At 58.4% G+C, this 20,433-nt stretch carries 20 protein-coding genes; 6 read left to right on the top strand and 14 right to left on the bottom strand.

The window, feature by feature from the left end; all coding sequences use genetic code 11:
* Positions 1-62: 62 nt before the first annotated feature.
* On the top strand, positions 63-1,325 hold the full coding sequence (locus ACNSOI_RS04390; RefSeq protein WP_061333038.1) for a 6-phosphofructokinase: 1,263 nt from the start codon (positions 63-65) through the stop codon (positions 1,323-1,325).
* Between the two features lie 72 nt (positions 1,326-1,397).
* Here the strand turns inward: ACNSOI_RS04390 and ACNSOI_RS04385 are convergent, their stop codons facing one another.
* Entirely contained in the window at positions 1,398-1,652 is a 255-nt protein-coding gene (locus ACNSOI_RS04385) for a GrxA family glutaredoxin (RefSeq protein ID WP_072678027.1), read from the bottom strand.
* Positions 1,653-1,800: 148 nt separating this feature from the next.
* Positions 1,801-3,927, bottom strand: a complete 2,127-nt coding sequence (locus ACNSOI_RS04380) for a methyl-accepting chemotaxis protein (protein ID WP_420195201.1) — start codon at positions 3,925-3,927, stop codon at positions 1,801-1,803.
* A 59-nt stretch (positions 3,928-3,986) separates the two neighbouring features.
* Here ACNSOI_RS04380 and ACNSOI_RS04375 point away from each other — a divergent pair, with 59 nt between their 5' ends.
* On the top strand, positions 3,987-4,436 hold the full coding sequence (locus ACNSOI_RS04375; RefSeq protein ID WP_058090963.1) for a YqaA family protein: 450 nt from the start codon (positions 3,987-3,989) through the stop codon (positions 4,434-4,436).
* Here ACNSOI_RS04375 and ACNSOI_RS04370 read toward each other — a convergent pair.
* Positions 4,370-5,821, bottom strand: a complete 1,452-nt coding sequence (locus ACNSOI_RS04370) for an ABC1 kinase family protein (RefSeq protein ID WP_138435375.1) — start codon at positions 5,819-5,821, stop codon at positions 4,370-4,372. The genes ACNSOI_RS04375 and ACNSOI_RS04370 overlap by 67 nt on opposite strands.
* A 275-nt stretch (positions 5,822-6,096) precedes the next feature.
* On the opposite strand from ACNSOI_RS04370, the gene ACNSOI_RS04365 reads away from it, so the two are divergent.
* On the top strand, positions 6,097-7,182 hold the full coding sequence (locus ACNSOI_RS04365) for a GGDEF domain-containing protein (RefSeq protein WP_106693644.1): 1,086 nt from the start codon (positions 6,097-6,099) through the stop codon (positions 7,180-7,182).
* A gap of 3 nt (positions 7,183-7,185) precedes the next feature.
* On the opposite strand, the gene lipB is transcribed toward ACNSOI_RS04365, so the two are convergent.
* The 10 genes from lipB to ACNSOI_RS04315 all read right to left on the bottom strand — a co-directional run bounded on the left by lipB (position 7,186) and on the right by ACNSOI_RS04315 (position 16,229).
* Positions 7,186-7,827 carry a lipoyl(octanoyl) transferase LipB gene (gene lipB / locus ACNSOI_RS04360; RefSeq protein WP_058090965.1) on the bottom strand — a complete coding sequence of 214 codons (642 nt, stop codon included), beginning with the start codon at positions 7,825-7,827 and terminating at the stop codon, positions 7,186-7,188.
* A 4-nt stretch (positions 7,828-7,831) separates the two neighbouring features.
* The gene (locus tag ACNSOI_RS04355; RefSeq protein WP_058090966.1) at positions 7,832-8,101 is read right to left on the bottom strand and encodes a YbeD family protein; all 270 of its coding nucleotides are present in this window, start codon (positions 8,099-8,101) and stop codon (positions 7,832-7,834) included.
* A 42-nt stretch (positions 8,102-8,143) separates the two neighbouring features.
* On the bottom strand, positions 8,144-9,310 hold the full coding sequence (locus tag ACNSOI_RS04350) for a D-alanyl-D-alanine carboxypeptidase family protein (protein WP_106693408.1): 1,167 nt from the start codon (positions 9,308-9,310) through the stop codon (positions 8,144-8,146).
* A 49-nt stretch (positions 9,311-9,359) separates the two neighbouring features.
* Positions 9,360-10,241, bottom strand: a complete 882-nt coding sequence (locus tag ACNSOI_RS04345) for a septal ring lytic transglycosylase RlpA family protein (protein ID WP_286254010.1) — start codon at positions 10,239-10,241, stop codon at positions 9,360-9,362.
* A 136-nt stretch (positions 10,242-10,377) separates the two neighbouring features.
* Positions 10,378-11,520: a rod shape-determining protein RodA gene (gene rodA / locus ACNSOI_RS04340; protein WP_106693405.1), complete on the bottom strand. Its 1,143-nt coding sequence runs from the start codon at positions 11,518-11,520 to the stop codon at positions 10,378-10,380.
* Positions 11,520-13,415 carry a penicillin-binding protein 2 gene (gene mrdA, locus ACNSOI_RS04335; RefSeq protein WP_286254006.1) on the bottom strand — a complete coding sequence of 632 codons (1,896 nt, stop codon included), beginning with the start codon at positions 13,413-13,415 and terminating at the stop codon, positions 11,520-11,522. The genes rodA and mrdA overlap by 1 nt, the downstream gene beginning before the upstream one ends.
* Before the next feature lie 8 nt (positions 13,416-13,423).
* The gene (gene rlmH, locus ACNSOI_RS04330; protein WP_072678034.1) at positions 13,424-13,894 is read right to left on the bottom strand and encodes a 23S rRNA (pseudouridine(1915)-N(3))-methyltransferase RlmH; all 471 of its coding nucleotides are present in this window, start codon (positions 13,892-13,894) and stop codon (positions 13,424-13,426) included.
* A gap of 2 nt (positions 13,895-13,896) precedes the next feature.
* Positions 13,897-14,247: a ribosome silencing factor gene (gene rsfS / locus ACNSOI_RS04325; protein ID WP_058090972.1), complete on the bottom strand. Its 351-nt coding sequence runs from the start codon at positions 14,245-14,247 to the stop codon at positions 13,897-13,899.
* A gap of 70 nt (positions 14,248-14,317) precedes the next feature.
* A complete protein-coding gene (gene nadD, locus ACNSOI_RS04320; protein WP_420195200.1) occupies positions 14,318-14,968 on the bottom strand; it encodes a nicotinate-nucleotide adenylyltransferase in 651 nt (216 codons plus the stop codon).
* A 4-nt stretch (positions 14,969-14,972) separates the two neighbouring features.
* Positions 14,973-16,229, bottom strand: a complete 1,257-nt coding sequence (locus tag ACNSOI_RS04315; protein ID WP_286254001.1) for a glutamate-5-semialdehyde dehydrogenase — start codon at positions 16,227-16,229, stop codon at positions 14,973-14,975.
* 137 nt (positions 16,230-16,366) lie between these two features.
* Between ACNSOI_RS04315 and ACNSOI_RS04310 the strand changes: the two genes are divergently transcribed.
* The 3 genes from ACNSOI_RS04310 to ACNSOI_RS04300 are packed head-to-tail and all read left to right on the top strand — an operon-like array spanning position 16,367 to position 19,832.
* Entirely contained in the window at positions 16,367-17,383 is a 1,017-nt protein-coding gene (locus tag ACNSOI_RS04310; protein ID WP_420195199.1) for a GGDEF domain-containing protein, read from the top strand.
* Positions 17,380-18,378, top strand: coding sequence for a GGDEF domain-containing protein (locus ACNSOI_RS04305; protein WP_286253996.1), 999 nt, complete (start codon positions 17,380-17,382; stop codon positions 18,376-18,378). The genes ACNSOI_RS04310 and ACNSOI_RS04305 overlap by 4 nt, the downstream gene beginning before the upstream one ends.
* A complete protein-coding gene (locus ACNSOI_RS04300) occupies positions 18,375-19,832 on the top strand; it encodes a bifunctional DedA family/phosphatase PAP2 family protein (protein ID WP_420195198.1) in 1,458 nt (485 codons plus the stop codon). Before ACNSOI_RS04305 ends, ACNSOI_RS04300 begins: the two co-directional genes overlap by 4 nt.
* Here the strand turns inward: ACNSOI_RS04300 and ACNSOI_RS04295 are convergent.
* Positions 19,829-20,407, bottom strand: a complete 579-nt coding sequence (locus ACNSOI_RS04295; RefSeq protein WP_318036586.1) for an LON peptidase substrate-binding domain-containing protein — start codon at positions 20,405-20,407, stop codon at positions 19,829-19,831. The two genes, ACNSOI_RS04300 and ACNSOI_RS04295, sit on opposite strands and share 4 nt — an antisense overlap.
* Positions 20,408-20,433 lie beyond the last annotated feature (26 nt).

Raw genomic sequence — 20,433 nt, 5'->3', positions numbered from 1 at the left:
AACCGCCGTGTTTGGCGTATCATCTGCGCCATCGTTGAACCAGCAGGAGGCCTTAGCCCGAGATGGCTATCAAGAACGCATTTTATGCCCAGTCTGGCGGGGTTACCGCCGTTATCAATGCCAGCGCCTGTGGCGTTATCCAGACCGCACGCAAGCACACGGATAAAATAGGCAAGGTGTTTGCCGGTCGTAACGGCATTATCGGCGCCCTGAAAGAAGAGCTGATCGACACCAGCCTGGAATCAGACGACGCCATTGCCGCGCTGCTTCACACCCCGGGCGGCGCCTTTGGCTCCTGCCGCTACAAACTGAAAAACATCTCCGAGAACCAGCGCGAGTACGAGCGGCTGATCGAAGTCTTCCGCGCCCACGACATCGGCTACTTCTTTTACAACGGTGGCGGCGACTCTCAGGATACGGCGTACAAGGTCTCACAGATTGGTGAAAAAATGGGTTATCCGATCACCTGCATTGGTGTGCCCAAGACAGTGGATAACGATCTGCCGTTCACCGACTGCTGCCCGGGCTTTGGCTCGGTAGCCAAGTACATTGCCACCTCTACCCTGGAAGCCAGCCTGGACATCAAATCCATGTGCGAAACTTCCACCAAGGTGTTCATCCTGGAAGTAATGGGCCGGCACGCGGGCTGGATTGCAGCGTCTGGTGGCTTGGCCGGCCAGGGTGAAGGCCAGCCGCCGCACATCATTCTGTTCCCGGAAATTCCGTTCAACCGGGAGAAGTTCCTGGAGCGGGTCGACCAGTGCGTGAAAGATTACGGCTACTGCGTGGTAGTCGCCTCTGAGGGTGCCCAGTACGAAGACGGCCGCTTTGTGGCCGACGCCGGTGCCAAGGATGCCTTTGGCCATACCCAACTGGGCGGTGTTGCTCCGGCACTGGCCAACATGGTCAAACAGGCCCTGGGACACAAGTACCACTGGGCCGTTGCTGACTACCTGCAGCGGGCCGCCCGGCACATTGCCTCGGCCACTGATGTAGAGCAGGCATATACCGTAGGCAAGGCCGCAGTGGAAATGGCAATAGCGGGCAAACAGGCGCTGATGCCCACCATCGTTCGCGAGCAGGCGAAACCCTACCGCTGGAGCATTGGTGAGGCCAACCTGAGCGAAGTGGCCAACCAGGAAAAGAAAATGCCGATCCACTACATTACCGATGACGGCTTTGGCATTACCCAGGATTGCCGGGACTACCTGCAGCCGTTGATCGAGGGCGAGAGCTTCCCGCCATTCGAGAATGGTCTGCCCAAGGTTGCGCACTTGAAAAACCAGCTGGTCGAGAAGAAGCTGAGGACTGAGTTCAAGCTCTGATCTGGTCGTCATGAAAAAGCCCGGTCACCTCACGGTAGCCGGGCTTTTTTTGTACCTGAAAACGGATGGCAATCAGCGTGCTGTTGCGGCCTCATGGTCGCGAACGTAGCCATAAAAATCATCGAAACCGCCAACGTATTCGGAACCGACGAGAATCTGGGGCACGGTATACACAGGGCGGCCGATCTGGTCGGCAATATCCTGCTTGCTCATTCCCCGCTCGATCATATCGATCCAGATGTACGGGATGTTTCTGGATTCACACAGGTCCCTCGCTCGAACACAAAAACCACAGCTTGTACGGCCATAAATAGTGACCTGCTCCATAACAACCTCCTGAATCCGGGTGAGCCCCAGGGTGAAACGAATGGTTCAATACTTGGTTTGAATGATGACATGAGAAGCAACAATTGAAAATTGATGCTTCTCATGGCTGTGATAGTAAGGGGCGATACTAACCCTCTGCGTTAAGTCATCAGGTTTTCAGCCGGCCCAGTTCCCGGTCAAGCACTTGCACCTGGCCGTCCAGCGCGTCACCGCTCTGGCGGACCCGCTGTGCGAGCTCCCGCAGATCGTTGGCCGCATCGCCAATCTGGGTCAGGTTGCGGTTGATCTCTTCGCTCACCGAACTCTGTTCTTCGGCGGCCGTGGCCACCTGGGTGACATGCTCGACAATGGTACCAATCCGCTCCACCACCGTGGCCAGTGAGTGGTCCGCTTCGCGAGTGCCCTCTACCGCAGTGGTTGCTCGCTCAACACCACCCTGGATGACGGTTACCGCGCCGTCCACATCGCCTTTGAGGCGTTCGATCATATCGCTGATTTCGTCGGTGGATTCCCGGGTTTTCGACGCCAGGGTTCGCACTTCGTCGGCCACCACCGCAAAGCCCCGGCCCTGCTCGCCGGCCCTGGCCGCTTCAATGGCCGCATTCAGCGCCAGCAGGTTGGTCTGTTCGGCAATGCCGCGAATCACTTCCAGGATTCGGTTAATCTCCTCGCTGCGCTGTGCCACGTGGCCGATGGCGGAGCTGGCCTGTTCCATATCTCCCGCCAGCGCATCGACGCCCTTGAGCGCCGCGCCCAGGGTATCCTGGGTAAACCGGATGCCATCCCGGGCGGCCCGGGCATTATCAGCAGCCTCACCGGCAAAGCCTGCTACTTCGCCGGCGGCGGCAGACATCTCGTTCATGGCGGTGACGACGCTGTCGATGTCCTGATGCTGTCGCGACGTCTGGTCGTCAGTATCACGGGCGATGGCGCCCACGTCTGCAGCCTGACCTCGCACCTGGGCATTGACCTCTTTCAGGTCATTGATCATTTCCCGCAGGCGAGCCAGGAAAGCGTTGAAGCCACCGGCCAGGTCAATCAGCTCGGCGTGGGTGTCTATATCAAGTTCACGGGTAAGGTCCCCTTCAGCGCTGGCCAGGTTGCGCATCCGGTCTCGAATTTCATCCAATGGCCGGGTGACTGAACGCACCAGCAGAATCAACACAGCAATGGCAATCAGTACCACCACCACACCCACCATGGTCTGCCGCGCCGCCGTATCAGCCACTTCGGAAGACAACAGACCGGTGATTTCCTCAACACTGGCCAGGGCCACTGAGCGCGGCAATTCAATCAACAACGACCATTCGGCGCCGGGTAACTGCACTTCCACCGGATAGGCCACCGCCAGGGTCTGCCCATCATCAAACCGGCCGCCACGCTGGTGCAGGCGGACAAATTCGTCAGCCAGGTCTGGTACGGCTTCCTGTAATGGCCGGCCAAGGTGGGACTGGTAATGGCTGGATGCGGCAATCAGCCCACCCTCGCTTAACAGTGACACCCGGGACTCACCATCAAACAACGCCTGGCTGACACCAGCAATCGTGGCTTGCAGTGTGGACAGGTTAATATCCACACCGGACACACCGGCAAACTCACCGTTGTTCTGAATCGGCACTACCAGGCTGGTCATCAGCTCAGAATATCCCTCCTCGATTTCGTACTCGTACGGCTCCATCAGGCAGGGTTTGAGGGAATCCCTGGAACACAGATACCACTCTGCTTCACGAATGCCGAATTCGTTCCGGTTGTCGAGGTACTTGGTGGACGGGTCTTCGGTGCGGCTGAACAACACATTGCCCTGAGGATCACGGTAATAGTAGATCTCCAGGGTACCTTCATCACTGCTGTGTTCCTCTACACCGTCGGTGAAATAGATGTCCATGCCATCGTATGCGTCAGGTTCAAACTGGGCGTAGATGGAACTTAAATGCTGCTGTTCGGACAGAATGGTTCCGATGGTTTCCTGAAGATCCCGGCGGCTGATGCGGCCGGAACTGTCCGTTTCAATGTTGCGGGTGATCAGGCTGCGCACCACTTCCGGCGTCTGGTAGGCGGTTTCGAACAGGCCGGTCACCAACTCACCGTACTGCCCGGCCGTTGCGCTCAGCTGGTCCATGACAATATTCTGCACGGTATCGCGGGTTTCCCGGGACAATCGCTCTTCCATCGAACCAAGTGATAACTGGGCAGTCACCACAATACTGATGCCCATTACCAGCAGCAGTGAGATAACCAGACCATAGAGCTTGAAGCGAAGCGACAGGTGTTTCATAAACCGCGAAACCTTTGTTAATGAACCTTTACTGACAATACTAGAGCATGGAGGCGCCCTTGGCGTACCTGACCCTCTTTTTCACCGCATTCGCCGCCGCCACATTGCTGCCAGCCTATTCCGAGCTGCTGCTGGGCACTCTGGCCAGTCAGGGCCTGCCGCTATTCTGGCTGTGGTTCTGGGCCACACTGGGCAATACGCTGGGGTCAGTCGTTAATGGTCTTATCGGCCGGCAGGTGGATCGCTTTAAGCATAAACGATGGTTTCCGGTCAGCGAATTGCAGCTGCACAAGGCCCGCAACCGGTTCAATCGCTATGGGCAATGGTCATTGTTGCTGGGCTGGCTGCCGATTGTTGGAGACCCGCTGACCCTGGTAGGCGGCATCATGCGGGTGCCCTGGCTCAACTTTGTGATCCTGGTGGGTATCGGAAAGGGCCTGCGCTATGCCTTCGTGATCTGGGTAGTGCTGGAGGCCACCGGATTTGCCTCATCGGCGCCATCACCATAAAGGTATTTGCGCAACAGGTCTTCGCCGTTGAACTCTGCGTGCATCACCGCGATGAAGGTATACACCCCGATCAACTTTCGGTTGAGGAACACGAATTCCTTCGGGGGCACCCGGAAATACCGACTGATGGCTGAGCGCGCTGCGTGTTTGGCTACCCGCGAAGGCAAGTCACTCTGCTTCCAGCGGTACTGGCCCCTGGCGTTCACGGCATAGTCCGGCCACTGGCTGCGGTCCCGGGCCAGGGGCTCCAGCACCGACATACACACCGAACCAAACTTCTCCAGGACTTCTTCTGGCCAATCCCGGCTCATGAACCGGAGGGTAACGCCACCCTCAATCACCTGCTCCAGATCCTGCTCGTAGGACGCGCGAATCATCTGGATAACCGGATCAAGAAAGGCCGGTGAATAACTTTGAACGGCACCAAAGTCCAGAAGCACGATGCGGTCATAGTCTTCGTCACCACCCTCCTCGCCGGCAATCCGGATGCGGTAGTTCCCGAAGTTCGGGTCTGTCTGGATTTCGCCCCAGTCAAACAGCTCCCGGAAGAACAACTCCAGCGCCGCCTCGCCCAGGGCACTGCGGCGCTCCAGCGGCAAATCCCGTACCGCCGGGGAGCCAACGGAATGGCCGTGCTCGTAGGTAGAAGCGATGATATGGTCGGTCGAATACTCCTGTAATACCCTGGGCACAACAAACCTTGGGTCGGAGCCCAGCATGTTGCGGAATTTCTCGGTGGTCCTGGCCTCCAGGCGGTAGTCCACTTCCCGGTGCATCATCTGCCGGACTTCTTCCAGCCAGTCATTGAATTCCGGGCCGAAGCTCACCAGCCGGGCCACCTTCAATAACTGCGCCACGGCATTCAGGTCACTGTCCACGGCATCAGCAACGCCGGGGTATTGCACCTTGAGCACCAACTCCAGGCCGTCACTGCGTCGCACTGCACGGTGCACCTGGCCAAGGGAGGCAGCACCGATTGGTTCCGGATCGACATCCAGCTCTGCGAGCTTTTCGGCACCAATCTCAGCCTTCAGCACCCGCTCGATCGCCGGCCATTCCAGCGACGTGGTCTGGTCTTCCAGGGTGTGCAGGGCTTCGGTCACCTCTTCTGGCAAAAAATGCTCGCCATAGAGCGCCATCACCTGGCCAATCTTGACCACACTGCCTTTCAGCCGGCCTAACTCATCCACCAGGAAACGCGCCTGGCTCGACAACATCGCACGATGGCGCTGCTCCCGAGTGTCCTTGTTGCTGAACCAGTTGGTGGCCATGTGTGATGCCATACGGGTACCAGCGAAAAGCCCGGCCTTGGTCAGGGAAAGCCTGCGCTCGAAGCTGCCGGTTTTGATGCGGGACACGGATTTTCCGGGGCGTCTGGAAGACATGGATAACCTGTATGTTCAGAAAATTTTGGCGTTTCGACCGCGCCCGGAACAGTTTTCCCCGGCGCCGTTACTGCATTATACGGATCGCAAGCGGTGACAACCTAACCTCTACGCCGCAAAAGCTCCGTTTCCGCAGCCAATGTGGACAAATATTGTTCACCGTAAATATGTTCAGGTCGATGGTTACGATTTAACACAATCTCAAGTCACAATGCGTTCTAGAATTGGTTAACAGGAACAATGTGACTTTCGTCAATTACAATAAAAGCCAAGACATGAAGCCTTCAACAACCAGAACACCAGATTCTGAACTTTCCCAGTTCCGGGTGAAGGGTGAGATCCCGGTACCGGCCCTTATCAACGGGCTTACGGCCGCTGCTGTGCCGTTACTGTTGTTTTTTTCCTGGCGCTCAATGCAGCAGGGGGATTCGGTTACTGCCCCCTTCCTGATTGGCTTCGCTATATTGTTGGCGATCAACAGCCTGGTTTTTCTGTTCGTGGGCCACAAGACCTTTCATCGCCGGGTCTTTATTACCCTGATCACCGCGCTGTTTACCTATCTGGCAACGCAAGCGGTGGAGGATGGCTCAGCGATTATCTGGCTGTTTGCCTACCCACCGATTATTTTCTATATCAGTGAGGCCCGGGTCGGTATTTACGCCTGCCTGGGTGGTTGGCTGGCCGTCCTGGTGTTGTTCAGCCCGATTGGCGATGCGCTGTTTGCATCCCCCTACAACGCCACCTTCCGCCTTGTCATGATCATCGTCCTGGCGTTCGTCATGGTGACCTGTTACATCCTTGACCAGAGCCGCCGGCGCAGCAAACTCGGGTTGATCAAGCTGGCCAAGGAGTTTGAATACGCTGCGAAACACGATGCGCTGACCGGGCTGGCCAATCGACGCGAAGGCCTGGAACAACTGGATAACGAATATCAACGTTACCTGCGTAGCGGCCGCGGCTTTTCCGTCCTGCTGATGGACATCGACCTGTTCAAGAGTGTGAACGACACTCACGGCCACCAGGCCGGTGACGAGATGATTGTTCTGGTCGCAAGAACGCTGGCCAGCCAGTGCCGAAAGGTGGACACCATTGCCCGTTGGGGCGGCGAGGAGTTTCTGATTCTGCTTCCGGAAACATCGTTAGCGGATGCCTACGCCTCCGCTGAGCGGATACGGCAGGCAGTATCCAGCCAGACCATTACTGTGGATGGCAAGGTTATTCGGGCCACGATAAGCATTGGCGTGGCAACGATCCAGGGATCGGAGTCGATTGACCGCCTGCTGCAGCGATCAGACGAAGCGCTTTACCAGGCCAAGTCCGAGGGCCGCAACCGTACCTGCCAGGCCAGCGTCGCCGCCTGAGCATCATTGCCAGCCCTGTCGTAGCTCCACCTGCTGGCGGTCGAGACCGCTGACCAGCTCGTGAACAAGCCTATGCTCCAGGCTGTACACGCTGGCTTCCGGTTCGAAATCACTGACCTGGCACATGGACATACCGGCGTAGCCGCAGGGATTAATGCGGCTGAACGGTTCCATATCCATATTGACGTTGAGCGCCAGACCATGGAACGAGCAACCCCGGCGTACCCGCAACCCCAACGAGGCAATCTTGGCGCCGTTGACATAGACACCCGGCGCATCCTGCCTTGGCGCCGCCTCGATGCCCGATTGCGCAAGCGTGCGAACAATAGCCTGCTCGATATGATCCACCAGCTCCCGAACACCCAGTTTGCAACGGGGCAGATCGATCAGTAGGTAGATAACAAGCTGGCCGGGGCCGTGATAGGTCACCTGCCCGCCCCGGTCCACCTGAATCACCGGGATATCGCCCGGCAACAGAATATGCTCTGCCTTGCCCGCCTGGCCTTGGGTAAACACCCGCGGGTGCTCAAGGCACCACAGCTCATCCACGGTGGTTTCGTCCCGGTTGGCGGTGAAGGTTTTCATCGCCTCCCAGGCTTCCATGTAGGGCTGCTGGCCCAATGAACGGACAATCAGATCAGCCATGGCGTCAGAGCACCATGTGCACGCGACCGCTCGCTTTCAGATCTTCGAACAGGGCCTTGAGCTGCGCTTCTCCAGTGGCCACAATCTTGAGCTGCACAGAGGAAAATCGACCTTTGCTACTGTCCGTCACCGAAATATCGGTTTCGCTGATACCAGGAGCGTGCTGCTCCACAACTTCCACGACAAACTCGGTGAAATCCGGAGCGGAATTGCCGATCACCTTGATGACGTAGTCACAGGGAAACTCGATCTTCGGCGCTTTAGGCTCACTCATGCCAGATACTCCCCGATGCCCGGCTGGCTATCACCGACCACCTTAATTGAACAGTTGTACGAAAAACAGTTTGATAGCATCCCAAAGCCGTTTGAAAACGCCACCCTGCTGCACATCAGTCAGTGCCAGTGCAGGCTCATCCACCAACACCTCACCGTCGAGCATAACCTGGATCCGGCCCAGCTCATCCCCCACCTTGATGGGTGCCTTGATGACAGAATCAAGGTCTACGGTTGATTCAAGCTTATCCCGGGCACCACGGGGAATCGTTACAAACACATCCTCCGCCAGGCCTACAGAAATCTGATCGCTCTTGCCACCCCAGACCTTGGCATCCACCAGCTCCTGACCGGCCCGGAACAGGCGCTCCGTCTCATAGTAACGGAAGCCATAGTTCAGCATCTTCTGAACTTCGCGGGCCCGCACCTCGGCACTGCTGGTTCCCATCACGGCAGCAATTAGCCGCGTGTTGTCCCGCTTGGCAGAGGCCACCAGGCAGTAACCGGCTTCTTCAGTATGGCCGGTTTTCAGGCCATCCACACTTTCATCCCGCCACAACAGACTGTTCCGGTTCGGTTGACGGATGTTGTTGTAGGTAAAGCTTTTCACCGCATACAACGGGTAGTTCTCCGGGTAGTCCTCAATAATGGCCTTGGCCAGCAGGGCCAGGTCATAAGCGGTGGAATACTGATTAGGATGTGGCAACCCGGTGGCATTCTCAAAATTGGTATTGTTCATACCCAGCTGGCGCGCCTGCTGGTTCATGATATCCACGAAGGCATCTTCACTACCGGCCACAAACTCCGCCAACGCGACGGAGGCGTCGTTGCCGGATTGAATAATCACGCCCTTAAGAAGGTCTTCCACGGATACCTGTGTACCCTCCCGAACAAAGGTCCGGGAGCCGCCGGTTCGCCAGGCCTTAACGCTGATCGGCACCATGTCCGTCATGGCAATTCGGCCTTCATCCAGCTCGCGCTCAACGATATAGGCCGTCATCATCTTGGTCAGGCTGGCAGGCGGCACTCGTTCCTGGCTGTTATGCTCCATGATGATACGACCACTGAGAGGGTCCTTCAGCACCCAGGAACTGCCTGCGATCTGGGGCGGAGACGGAATCAAAGCCGACTGGGCAACCGCCTGTCCCACCAGCAGGGTGGCCAGGGACAAGACAAAAACAAAGCTGCGAATCACTGAATTAAAAGCCATGGGTAGGTTCATTCGTCGTAAGGTGTATTTTCTTCTGGGGTTTCAGGAATCAGTGGCTGTCGGTCAGCACAATAGACTGACCAAAGCCCCGGGATTCCAGTAAATTCTGTGCATGACGGGCCTCGGACTCATCACTGAATGGCCCTATCTGGGCCCGGTGAAAGCGGCCAGAGCCTGTTGTCACTTCGCGCACTCGCATCGGGGTTTCGATGACGCCCCGCGCCTTTGCCAGCAAGGCCTCCGCGGGGTCGCGCTGGCTGAACGAGCCGAGCTGAACAAACAGCCCACTGTTCCCGCCCGCCGATTGGCCAGGCACCGGAGCAGCGGCTACAGCAGGTGCCCCGACACCCGGCTTGAACGGTTTGCCGGCCAGCGTCATGGAGCCGTCTTCTCGAACGGTGATCGCCGCCACCTCAACCCTTGCGGTGCCCTTGGATTTGTAGCCAAGTTTCTTGGCCGCCGCGTACGACAGATCAATCAGCCGGTCATCGTGAAACGGCCCGCGATCGTTCACCCGAACAATCACAGACTGGCCGTTTTCAAGGTTCGTCACCCGGGCATAACTCGGTATGCGCAGGGACTTGTGGGCGGCAGACATCGAATACATGTCGAATATCTCGCCATTGGACGTTTTGTGACCATGGAACTTCTCGCCGTACCAGCTGGCGATTCCCCGGGCGACGTAGCCGTCGTTACTGTCCATAACCCGGTAGGTTTTCCCCCACACCTTGTACTGCGCCATATTGCCGGCATTCCGGGGCTGCTCGTAACGGGGAACCGCATCTTGCAGGCCCGAAACATCGAAACTCCCGGAAGGCGCTCTATCCTGTTTGATCGTATAGCGTGATGAGTGATCCGGCTCTGAAGATGTCGACTTGGGCGTACTGGAGCAACCCGCAAGGATCAGGCTTACCAGCACCCCCAACCACATTGTTCTTTGTTCCCTGATCATTATTTTCGGCAACCCATGCATCTTCATCCGGCACCCAGCCTTAGTGACCTGTAATATTGTAACGGGTTCCCGGCAGTATTCACCATTACCGGCAAGCCATCATCGCTTACACCCTCTACGCAGAGATCATACGGCGATGGGTATGAATCGACATCAGCACCCCGAACGCTGCCATCAACGTTACCCCGGACGTGCCACCATAGCTGACCAGTGGCAGGGGCACACCCACCACGGGCAGCAATCCACTGACCATGCCAACGTTCACAAAAACGTAGATAAAGAAGGTCATGGTCAAGGCACCGGCCAGCAGACGACTGAATGAATCCTGGGCGGTGACCGCAATATACAGGCAACGAAGAATGATCAAGAAATACAGGGTCATCAGCAGCAACATGCCAATAAAACCGAATTCCTCGGCCAGCACTGCCACGATAAAATCCGTGTGACTTTCGGGAAGGAACTCCAGATGGGACTGGGTACCCTGCAACCATCCTTTGCCATCCATGCCACCGGAACCAATGGCGGTTTTGGACTGGATGATGTTCCAGCCGGCTCCCAGAGGGTCACTCTGGGGGTCGAGCAATGTCAGCACTCGCTGTTTCTGGTAGTCCCTCATGACGAAAAACCACATCATCGGCGCAGATACCGATACCAGCGCAAAGAACGCTGAAATCAGCTTCCAGCTCATGCCAGCAAAGAACACCACAAATATCCCGGCCATACCCACCAGCAGTGAAGTACCAAGGTCGGGCTGCTGAACAATCAGGGCCATGGGCACCAGTACCAGGATCAACCCAACCGCGACGTGGGACAGGCGCGGCGGCAGAAAATGCCGCGACAGATACCAGGCAGCCATCATCGGAACAACCAGTTTCATGAATTCCGAGGGCTGAAACCTGGGCAGCCCGGGAATCGCCAGCCAGCGCTGAGCCCCTTTAGCCCCCACGCCCACCAACAGCACGGCCACAAGCCCTACCATGCCAGCCGCATATAACCACGGAGCCCAACGCCGGAATACCGCCGGGTCCAGTTGGGCAAAAACAAACATCACCACCAGCGCCACACCAAACCGGATGCCCTGAGCCTTGACCACTTCGATGTTACGGTCAGCGCCACTGTAAAGCACGAAAAGGCCACCGCCCATGAGCAACAACAGCATCAAAAGCAGCAAAGGATCCAGATGGATGGCCGACCAGAACCCCCGCGAACGGCCAAGATGGTGATTCGCCGGGTTATTGAGCAAGCTCCCCAATGCCATCAGCGACTCTCCTCGCGGTTAACCTGACTGATTACCGATGACTTCTCCGCCGCTGGTAACTCCTCAAGCCAGGCATCAAACAGGGCACGGGCAACCGGTGCGGCCGTGGAGCTGCCGCCACCACCGTTCTCAACGATGACAGCGACAGCAATCCTGGGGTTATCCGAAGGTGCAAAGCCAACGAAAAGCGCGTGATCCCTCAGGCGCTCGCGCACCTGCTCTTCGTCATACTCTTCATCTTCTGCGAGACTGAACACCTGCGCAGTTCCGGTTTTTCCCGCCATCCGATAGCTGGCCCCGCGGGCAGCGGCACGCGCTGTGCCCCTGGCACCATGCATCACCTCTTCCATGGTCTCCACCACGTATTCCCAATCATCGGGATTCTTCAGTATCAACGGCTCATGGGTTTCTGACGGAAGAAACTCATCCACTGAACGGTCACCGCGAATATCCTTCAGCAGCCTGGGCTCAACCCATACGCCACGATTGGCGATCAGTGTGGTTGCCGTTGCCAGCTGCAGGGGCGTCGCCAGCATGAAACCCTGGCCGATGCTCATGTTCACGGAATCCCCCGGATACCACGGCTCATTTCGGGCGGCCCGTTTCCAGTCTGCGGTGGGCAACAGACCGCTCAGCGCCCCCGACACATCCAGGGTGGCATCTTCGCCAAAGCCGAAATGCGCCAGGTATTCGGACATCACGCTGACGCCCATTTCAACGCCCACCTCATAGAAGTACACGTCGTTGGATCGGGCCATGGAATACTTGAGATCAACCCAACCGTCACCCGACCTGTTCCAGTTACGGAAACGCCGGCCGCCCTCACGCAACTGGAAGTACCCGGGGTCCCATATTCGCCTTTCCCGATTGGTCACGCCGCTGTCCAGGGCGGCAATCGCCATCATCGGCTTGATCGTGGAACCTGGCGGATACTGGCCACGTAGCGCCCGGTTGAACAGGGGCTTGTCAATATCTGTACTGAGATTGCGGTAGTCCTCAACACTGATCCCGGTGACAAACTTGTTGGCATCAAAGCCCGGCACGCTGGCCAGCGCCAGGATACCTCCAGTCTCCGGTTCGATTGCCACAATAGCGCCGCGGCGCCCCTCGAGCAGCTCATAGGCCTTGCGTTGCAGGCGCAGGTCAAGGTGCAACTGCAGATCCTCACCGGGCACCGGGTTTACCCGCTCAAGCACCCGCAGAATACGACCCCGGGCGTTGGTTTCGACGTGCTGGTAGCCCACGGTACCGTGCAACACCTGCTCGTAGAATCGCTCAATACCGGATTTTCCAATGTAGTTGGTTCCCGCGTAGTTCACCGGGTCAATCCGCTGCAGCTCTTCCCGATTGATTCGGCCAACGAAGCCCAGGGCATGAGCCGTCAGTTCACTGTGGGGGTAATATCGAACCAGTTCAGCGCGAACCTCCACGCCGGGGAACTCATGCCGATGCACCGCCATTCGGGCAATTTCCTCTTCGCCCAGATCGTAGCTCAGAGGCATTTCCTGGAAGGGCCGGCGGGGTTCACGAAGTCGCCTCTTAAACCGCTCTATGTCCTCCTCGGCGATGTCCAGAATCTCGGACAACCGGGCCAGGGTGGCCTCCATACCCGCCACGCGCTCTGGCACCAGTGTAAGGCTGAACACCGGGCGATTCTCTGCCAGCAGCAGATTGTTCCGGTCGTACACCAGGCCCCGGGGCGGTGGCACAGACTGGACCTGAACCCGATTTTTGTCGGACAGCGTGGTGTAGATCTCATGTTCGACAATCTGTAGCTGGTACATCCGCGCCAGCAGGCCGATCATCATTAGCAGGACGAACACCAGCATGACCACGGCACGGCGCTGGAACAGCCGGCGCTCGGCTGCAGTATCCTTGAATTCGCCCCAGGCCATGGAAACTCCTAGGCCCGGTGATACGGGTGGTTACGGGTGATCGACCAGGCGCGATAGAGCTGCTCGGCAAGCACAATACGCACCAGGGGGTGGGGCAAGGTAAGCGGTGACAGAGACCACTGCTGGTCAGCTCGCTGCCGGCAGGCATCGGCCAGGCCATCGGGGCCGCCAACCAGAAAACAGACATCCTGACCGTCTTGTTGCCAGCTCTCCAGCTGACTGGCCAGTTTTTCCGTGGACCAGGGCCTGCCGCCCACTTCCAGGGCGATGACCCGGTCACGGGGGGCGACCGACGCCAGGATGGCATCGCTTTCACGCTGCATAAGCCGCGGAATGTCCGGGTTCTTACCCCGGTGAGCCATGGCAATTTCGGTCAGTTCCAGGGGCAGCTCCGGCGGCATCCGGCGAGCATAATCGTTATACCCCGTACTGACCCAGTCGGGCATCTTCTGCCCCACACAGATCAGACGCAGTTTCATGGTTACTCGTGACCTGCCGCACCCAGGTCCGGCGCGTCACGCCAGAAGCGTTCCAGGTCGTAAAATTCGCGGGTTGCAGGCATCATGACATGCACGACCACGTCTCCCAGATCCACCAGAATCCAGTCGCTGCCACCCTCGCCTTCAACGTTGTTTGCCCTCACGCCCTGATCTTTGGCTTCAGATACGACGGAGTCTGCCAGGGATTTTACGTGACGGCTTGAGGTGCCGGATGCAAGAACCATAAAGTCGGTAACACTGGTTCGATCACGGACATCAATCACGCTGACGTCCTGTGCCTTGATATCTTCAAGTGCGGTTACGACCAGATCTTTCAGTTGTTCTGCCTGCATAATTACCCTGTTTTCCGGGCTCTGGCCAGGATGACCGCCCGATAAGTGATATTCAGACGCAATTGTACCATTAAAAGTTCCTGGCGGGGCACGCACCGTAAAGACCGAGCGCCTGGATTCTCTGCCATACAGAATCCGGGGTCAGATACCGGGGAGAGCGCCCGTCTGCGATGCGTTGTCGGATACCCGTTGCAGAGATATCCAGCAGGGGCGGATCCAGTTCCAGCACCGCCCCGCAAGGCCCCGAGCTTAGAGCCTCAGGTCCATCCGCCCGGCGTTCACGCACCAGGCGAGCCGCCTCACTACCAACGGGCAAATCCGAACCAGGGCGCTTCACAACCACAATGTGCGCCAGGCCCGGAATGTCGGCCCATTCACGCCAGCGATCAAAAGCGGCAAAGGCATCGGTGCCCACCACCATCACCAGGGGCTCATCCGGCCCCAGCTCAAGGCGCAACTGACGCAGGGTGTCGGCGGTATAGGAGGCGCCAGCCCTGCGCAGTTCACGGTCATCCACACGCAGCCCCGGCTCGCCCTCGATGGCCAGCTGGATCAGTGCCAGTCGCTGCTCAGAACTGGCACCGGTACTGCCCCGGTGGGGCGGAATATGGCAAGGCACCAGATGCACCTTTGTCACCGCCAGGGCATCGGCTATCTCCAGCGCAAGGCGCAGGTGGCCGTGATGGATCGGGTCAAAGGTGCCGCCGTAGATCACGTGCATGACATCATGTCCGGATGTGGCCGTCGCCAAACACCACGTATTTCTGTGACGTCAACCCTTCCAGACCTACCGGTCCACGGGCATGGAGCTTGTCGGTCGAGATACCGATCTCCGCACCCAGACCGTATTCGAATCCGTCAGCGAACCGGGTAGAAGCATTCACCATCACCGAACTGGAATCGACCTCGGTCAGGAACCGGCGAGCACGGGTGTAGTTTTCGGTAATAATGCTCTCGGTGTGCTGAGAGCTGTAGCGGTTGATGTGATCTATGGCGGCATCCAGCCCGGCCACAACCCGCACCGCAAGAATCGGCGCAAGGTACTCCGCGTGCCAATCTTCTTCCGTGGCAGCGATCACATCGGGCAGTACCGCCCGGGTGCGTTCACAGCCACGCAGCTCAACCCCCTTGGCCACAAACTCCCGAGCCAGCAAAGGCAGCATGTCATCGGCAATTTCCTCATCCACCAGAAGGGTTTCCATGGTGTTGCAGGTTCCGTAACGGTGAGTCTTGGCATTGACGGCGACCCTCAGCGCCTTCTCCGGGTCCGCGTGGCTGTCTATGTAGACATGGCAAACACCATCCAGGTGCTTGATGACCGGCACCCGGGCGTCACGGCTGATTCGTTCGATCAGGCCTTTGCCGCCCCGCGGCACGATCACATCCACATACTGGGGCATGGTAATGAGTTCACCCACTGCGGCCCGATCGGTGGTCGCCACCACCTGTACCGCCGTTTCAGGCAAACCGGCTTCAGCCAGCCCGGTCGCCAGGCAGGCAGCGATGGCCTGGTTGGAATGAATAGCCTCAGAACCGCCGCGCAGAATGGTAGCATTACCCGACTTCAGGCACAGGCTGGCTGCTTCAACCGTCACGTTGGGGCGGGATTCGTAGATAATACCAATCACCCCCAGAGGCACCCGCATCTTGCCAACCTGAATGCCGGATGGCCGGTAGGTCATGTCGGTAATTTCACCCACGGGATCTGGCAAGCCTGCCACCTGTTGCAGCCCCTCAATCATGGTGTCAATGCGGGCCTCGGTAAGCTCCAGGCGGTCGAGCATGGCATCGTCCAGGCCATTCGCCCGGCCAGCTTCGAGATCCTTCTGGTTGGCCCGCACCAGCTCGGTACGGGCAGCGCTCAACGCCCTGGCCGTTGCCAGCAGTGCCTGATTGCGAACGGCGGTGGTTGAGCGGGCCACTTCCCGAGCGGCGGCCCGAGCCTGTTGACCGAGTTCTGCCATGTAGGCTGCTACATCCATCGGATTACCTTTATATTTTGCATACTGATTCCGGAACTGGAACGCTACTTTACCTTTCCCGTTTCAAGTCCGCATCCCAAACGACTATTATAGCGCTGCACAGATTCAAATGGATGCGCCAGCAAAGGATAGATAACATGCCCCAGTCGGCTGAAAAGTTCCTGCCAGGCCGGCTCTCAAGAGCCGGTTTTGTTGCCCTTGCGCTCACCAGCGCAGCCGGCATAATGCTGGGCGAATTCCTGCTGGCAGCTTGCGCTGCCATGGCGGCGGGCATCAGCCTGGCCAGCAACCCACGTTTCACCAGCCACCATGCCCGGTTCTGGAAACACGTCAAAACAGCCAGCTATTCAATCCTGGCAATCCTGTTGCTGGCCGCACTCTGGCAGGGGCCCTGGGCGCTCAGCCACTGGCTCTATGCACTACCGCTGGTGACTTTTGCCCTGATGCCAACTTATATTGCAGCTCTGATCACTGCGCTCCTGACCTTTGCCATACTGGTTTCCACCCAATGGGCCGTGATTCTTCCCGACCGCCACCAGATGATCAGCGCCTTTGTGCTGACAACGCTGCTCTCCACGCTGCTGATCTTCTTGCGAGAATACAAGGCCCGGCAGCTGGCACCGCTGAGGCGAACCGACGAACTCACCCAGGCCGCCAGCCGGGAGTACCTGTCTGCCGACCTGCACAAGGAAATCCAGCGTAGCGAGCGTGAGGGCACCGACATGTCTGTGATGATGATCGGGCTGGACACCCACCTGAGCGACAATGATCCGGACGAAGACATTCGCGCTATCCTGCCCAGAATTGGCCGTTACCTGCATTCACAGCTTCGGGATTTTGACACTTACTACCGGGTAGCCGACCTGCAGTTTCTGGTTATCCTACCTGGTATCAATACCGCGGGCGCCGCCGCCAGCGCCGAGAAAATCCGCAATGGCCTGTGCAAGCTGCTGGCATCCCACGGCATGAAACTGACCGTCAGCACCGGCATTGCCGGCCTGAACATCGGCGACGACGCCGACAGCCTGCAACACAGTGCCGCCAACGCGCTACGCCGGGCGCAGCAACAGGGGGGCAACCGCACCCAGGCCTACAGCAACTGGCTGCATCCGGATGTCCAGAGCCCCACCGGCACCCAAGGTGACGCGCGATGACAGAAACAAGACTCAGAACCTGGACTCACAGCTTCGGCTACGGACTGGCGGCCCTGTTTATTTTCTCGCTGGCACTGCAGAACCTGCGCTACGGCTTTTACGAGTTATTTTATCTCGCACTGGCGATGACCTGCCTGTTGCTGGCCGGGCTGATCTACACCTTCGTGTGTCGCCGCCAGCAGCTATCGGCCCCCGGGCACCTGCTGATTCTGGCCGGCCTCAACGCAGGCCTGGTGGCCGCCATTCTGGTTCTGGACAGCCCTGGGGTAACTCATTGGGCGATGCCGCTCCTGATCCTGAACCTTCTGGTTCTGCCGCTGCGCCAGGGGCTAAGCCTGTCTGCATTGCTCCTGGTTCCGGTAATGGGTGCTGTGTGGTTCGGTCATCCCGCCGCCTACGCCCTGATGACCTCCGTGGGCCTGATCCTGACACTCGCAGTCGGCGCCCTGTACATCTGGCACTATGATCACATCGCCCAATCTGCGGAGGATCTTGCCATTACCGACCCGGTCACCGGCGCCCACAACTCACGGTTTCTTGACGAAACCCTGCAAAAGGAAATCAGCAGAGCGATTGCCACGGGCCACCCCTTGTCAGTGATTAACCTGAGCTTTGATTACACGGACGAAATACGGGACCTGCATGGCAAAGCGGGGCTGCAGAACCTGTTTAAATCGGTCACCGAGCATCTGTTTGGCGTTATCCGGGCGGGCGACAGCCTGTACACCCTGAACGATTCCGAGTTTTTCCTGATCCTCCCCTTCACGCCAGAGGAAGGCGTACGCGTAATCGCCGAGCGGATTCGAAGGACCATCGGCGAAAGGGAGTGGAGCGGCATTGGCAGGCTGTCTGTCAGCTTGGGCTGCACCACTCGCGGCAACGGCGATACCAGTACGGTCTCACTCCGTAACCGGGCCAATCAGGCAATGCATCAGGCACGTAAACGGGGTATGGATTCGGCCTGGTTCAGCCCGGGAGCGTCCGTCGACATATGATTGAAAGCTGGCTGGCTGATGCGGCAGCCTGGGTAGCAGACAACCCCGGCTGGCTGATACTGGCACTCTTTGCCACCGCCATGGTGGAGTCCCTGGCAATTGCCGGCATTGTTGTGCCCGGCGTTGCCATGCTGTTTGGTTTTGCCGCACTGGCAGGAAAATCCGGCATGCCCCTGTCCGAAGCCCTGGCCTGGGCAGGCATGGGAGCGGTTATCGGTGACCTCATCAGTTTTACCGTGGGCCGCTTCTTCAAGGGGCGGCTGCATTCGGTCTGGCCCTTCAGCCGTTACCCGGGGCTGATTACCCGGGGCGAGTCTTTTTTTAATGCCCACGGCGGCAAAAGTGTGATTGCCGGGCGTTTTATCGGCCCTATCCGCCCGGTCATCCCGCTGATTGCCGGTGCGCTGCACATGCCATGGCGCCGGTTTCTTACCTTCAACCTGATTTCCGCGGTCGGCTGGGCCCTGGTCTATGTGCTGCCGGGCTATGCCGTCGGCAGCGCCCTCGCCAGCGAAATAGAGCCACCACCTCATTTCTACCCGGTTATTGGCATCAGCGCAGCGGTGCTGGTGGCTTTGTATGTGGTGGTTCTTCAGTTCCGGCTTGGAGTTGGCGAGGGCAGCAGGCCCTACCGCTGGCTGGAGTCATTCATGGCCCGTTACGACACCACGCATCGATTCTGGCGGCTTTACACCAACAAACGACCTGCCCGCAAAGGCGAATTCCCCCTGCCATCGATTGTTTTGGCTACGGGGTCGTTGGCGATGTTTGTGATCCTGACCCAGTTGGTTACTTACAGCCGGCGGATTAACGAGCTGAACCAGCTGGTCGCTGCCTGGTTTGAAGTGCTGCGGCAACCGCTGCTGGATATTCCGGTGATCGCCGCCACGCTCATGGGCGACCCTCCGGTACTGATCAGTGCAGCCGTACTGGCCGTGGCCGTTCTGTCGTTCAGGGGGTATTACGCCGCTGCCCTGCACATTGCCCTGGCGGCGATTCTCTGCTTTGCCTGTGTATGGCTGGTCAAAACCGGCCTGATGGTGGAACGCCCGGATCAGGTGCTTAGGCCACCGGCCTCAGGCGCTTTTCCCAGCGGCCATACTGCAGGGGCAACGGTGCTGGTCACCATGGCCGCCAGCTTCATCGCTGGCGAAAACAGGATGCGACAGCGCTGGCAAACCTATGTATTGCTGTCCTTGCCCCTGGTGCCCATTGCCCTGAGCAGGCTCTACCTGGGGGTACACTGGTTTACCGATGTACTGGGAGGAGTATTACTGGGGATGGCCATTACCGGCGCCATTCGCGCCAGCTACAGTCGCTACGACCGGGTACCCATCTGGCCGGATGCCCTGACCTGGGCCGCGGTGATGCTCTGGCTGGCGTTCGCCGCAGGTTACCTCATCACCCAGTGGGACACTGCCAGCCTGGCCTATTCGCCCTTGCCACCGAACTAGTTTTGCTCCAGCGCCTCAAGCAATTCCTGAAGCCGCTGTAGCCGCTCAAGGGGATCCTGCAGTTCTGCCAGCCGCTGTTTTTCCTGCTTGTCCAGGGGCAGCAGCTCCGTTAGCCGCCAGCCTACGTCCCGGGCATCCTCGTAGTCCACGTCCATACCCAGATCCTTGACAACCGGGTGGCGGAACAACGCCCTCAGCACGGAAGGCAGTTCATGGAAACGCTCAGGGACTTCGCTTTCGGCTTCTGCGATCAGGCACTCCACGTCCCCCAGGTTCAAGCCGTCTTCCTGCTGCCAGCTTCGAACAACAGACACTTTCAACTCACCTTCCACAGTGATCCCGAGCAGCCCGCTGTCTAATTGCTGGAAATCGATAATCCGCACGTAGGTTCCGATGTCGTAGAACGCCGCCTGGCGGGCTGTCTCCCCGCCCTCACGAAGCAGGACCACCACAAACCCACGGTCTTCTTTCATACACCGGGAAAGCATATCGATGTAACGCGGCTCAAACAGCTGGAGGGGAATGCGCCCCTTGGGCAAAACAATTGAATTCAACGGAAACAGGGGAACATTCATAATGGTGTCATTCACTGCAGGGCAGA

This window comes from Marinobacter sp. GH_1 (assembly GCF_048595985.1).
GTDB classification, from domain to species: Bacteria; Pseudomonadota; Gammaproteobacteria; order Pseudomonadales; family Oleiphilaceae; genus Marinobacter; species Marinobacter shengliensis.
The sequence above is the reverse complement of the archived record's forward strand: the minus strand, read 5'-3'. Positions and strand labels throughout refer to the sequence as shown.

Excerpts from the sequence above, each read along its gene's own strand:
- mrdA (WP_286254006.1), bottom strand. The coding sequence starts at position 13,415 with ATGGCCTGGGGCGAATTCAAGGATACTGCAGCCGAGCGCCGGCTGTTC.
- rodA (WP_106693405.1), bottom strand. The coding sequence starts at position 11,520 with ATGGCATTGGGGAGCTTGCTCAATAACCCGGCGAATCACCATCTTGGC.
- ACNSOI_RS04385 (WP_072678027.1), bottom strand. The coding sequence starts at position 1,652 with ATGGAGCAGGTCACTATTTATGGCCGTACAAGCTGTGGTTTTTGTGTT.
- rsfS (WP_058090972.1), bottom strand. The coding sequence starts at position 14,247 with ATGCAGGCAGAACAACTGAAAGATCTGGTCGTAACCGCACTTGAAGAT.
- ACNSOI_RS04380 (WP_420195201.1), bottom strand. The coding sequence starts at position 3,927 with ATGAAACACCTGTCGCTTCGCTTCAAGCTCTATGGTCTGGTTATCTCA.
- ACNSOI_RS04370 (WP_138435375.1), bottom strand. The coding sequence starts at position 5,821 with ATGTCTTCCAGACGCCCCGGAAAATCCGTGTCCCGCATCAAAACCGGC.
- ACNSOI_RS04310 (WP_420195199.1), top strand. The coding sequence starts at position 16,367 with ATGCCCCAGTCGGCTGAAAAGTTCCTGCCAGGCCGGCTCTCAAGAGCC.
- ACNSOI_RS04345 (WP_286254010.1), bottom strand. The coding sequence starts at position 10,241 with ATGTGGTTGGGGGTGCTGGTAAGCCTGATCCTTGCGGGTTGCTCCAGT.
- ACNSOI_RS04355 (WP_058090966.1), bottom strand. The coding sequence starts at position 8,101 with ATGAGTGAGCCTAAAGCGCCGAAGATCGAGTTTCCCTGTGACTACGTC.
- ACNSOI_RS04315 (WP_286254001.1), bottom strand. The coding sequence starts at position 16,229 with ATGGATGTAGCAGCCTACATGGCAGAACTCGGTCAACAGGCTCGGGCC.
- rlmH (WP_072678034.1), bottom strand. The coding sequence starts at position 13,894 with ATGAAACTGCGTCTGATCTGTGTGGGGCAGAAGATGCCCGACTGGGTC.
- lipB (WP_058090965.1), bottom strand. The coding sequence starts at position 7,827 with ATGGCTGATCTGATTGTCCGTTCATTGGGCCAGCAGCCCTACATGGAA.
- ACNSOI_RS04300 (WP_420195198.1), top strand. The coding sequence starts at position 18,375 with ATGATTGAAAGCTGGCTGGCTGATGCGGCAGCCTGGGTAGCAGACAAC.
- ACNSOI_RS04305 (WP_286253996.1), top strand. The coding sequence starts at position 17,380 with ATGACAGAAACAAGACTCAGAACCTGGACTCACAGCTTCGGCTACGGA.
- ACNSOI_RS04350 (WP_106693408.1), bottom strand. The coding sequence starts at position 9,310 with ATGGCTTTTAATTCAGTGATTCGCAGCTTTGTTTTTGTCTTGTCCCTG.
- ACNSOI_RS04365 (WP_106693644.1), top strand. The coding sequence starts at position 6,097 with ATGAAGCCTTCAACAACCAGAACACCAGATTCTGAACTTTCCCAGTTC.
- nadD (WP_420195200.1), bottom strand. The coding sequence starts at position 14,968 with ATGCACGTGATCTACGGCGGCACCTTTGACCCGATCCATCACGGCCAC.
- ACNSOI_RS04390 (WP_061333038.1), top strand. The coding sequence starts at position 63 with ATGGCTATCAAGAACGCATTTTATGCCCAGTCTGGCGGGGTTACCGCC.
- ACNSOI_RS04295 (WP_318036586.1), bottom strand. The coding sequence starts at position 20,407 with ATGAATGTTCCCCTGTTTCCGTTGAATTCAATTGTTTTGCCCAAGGGG.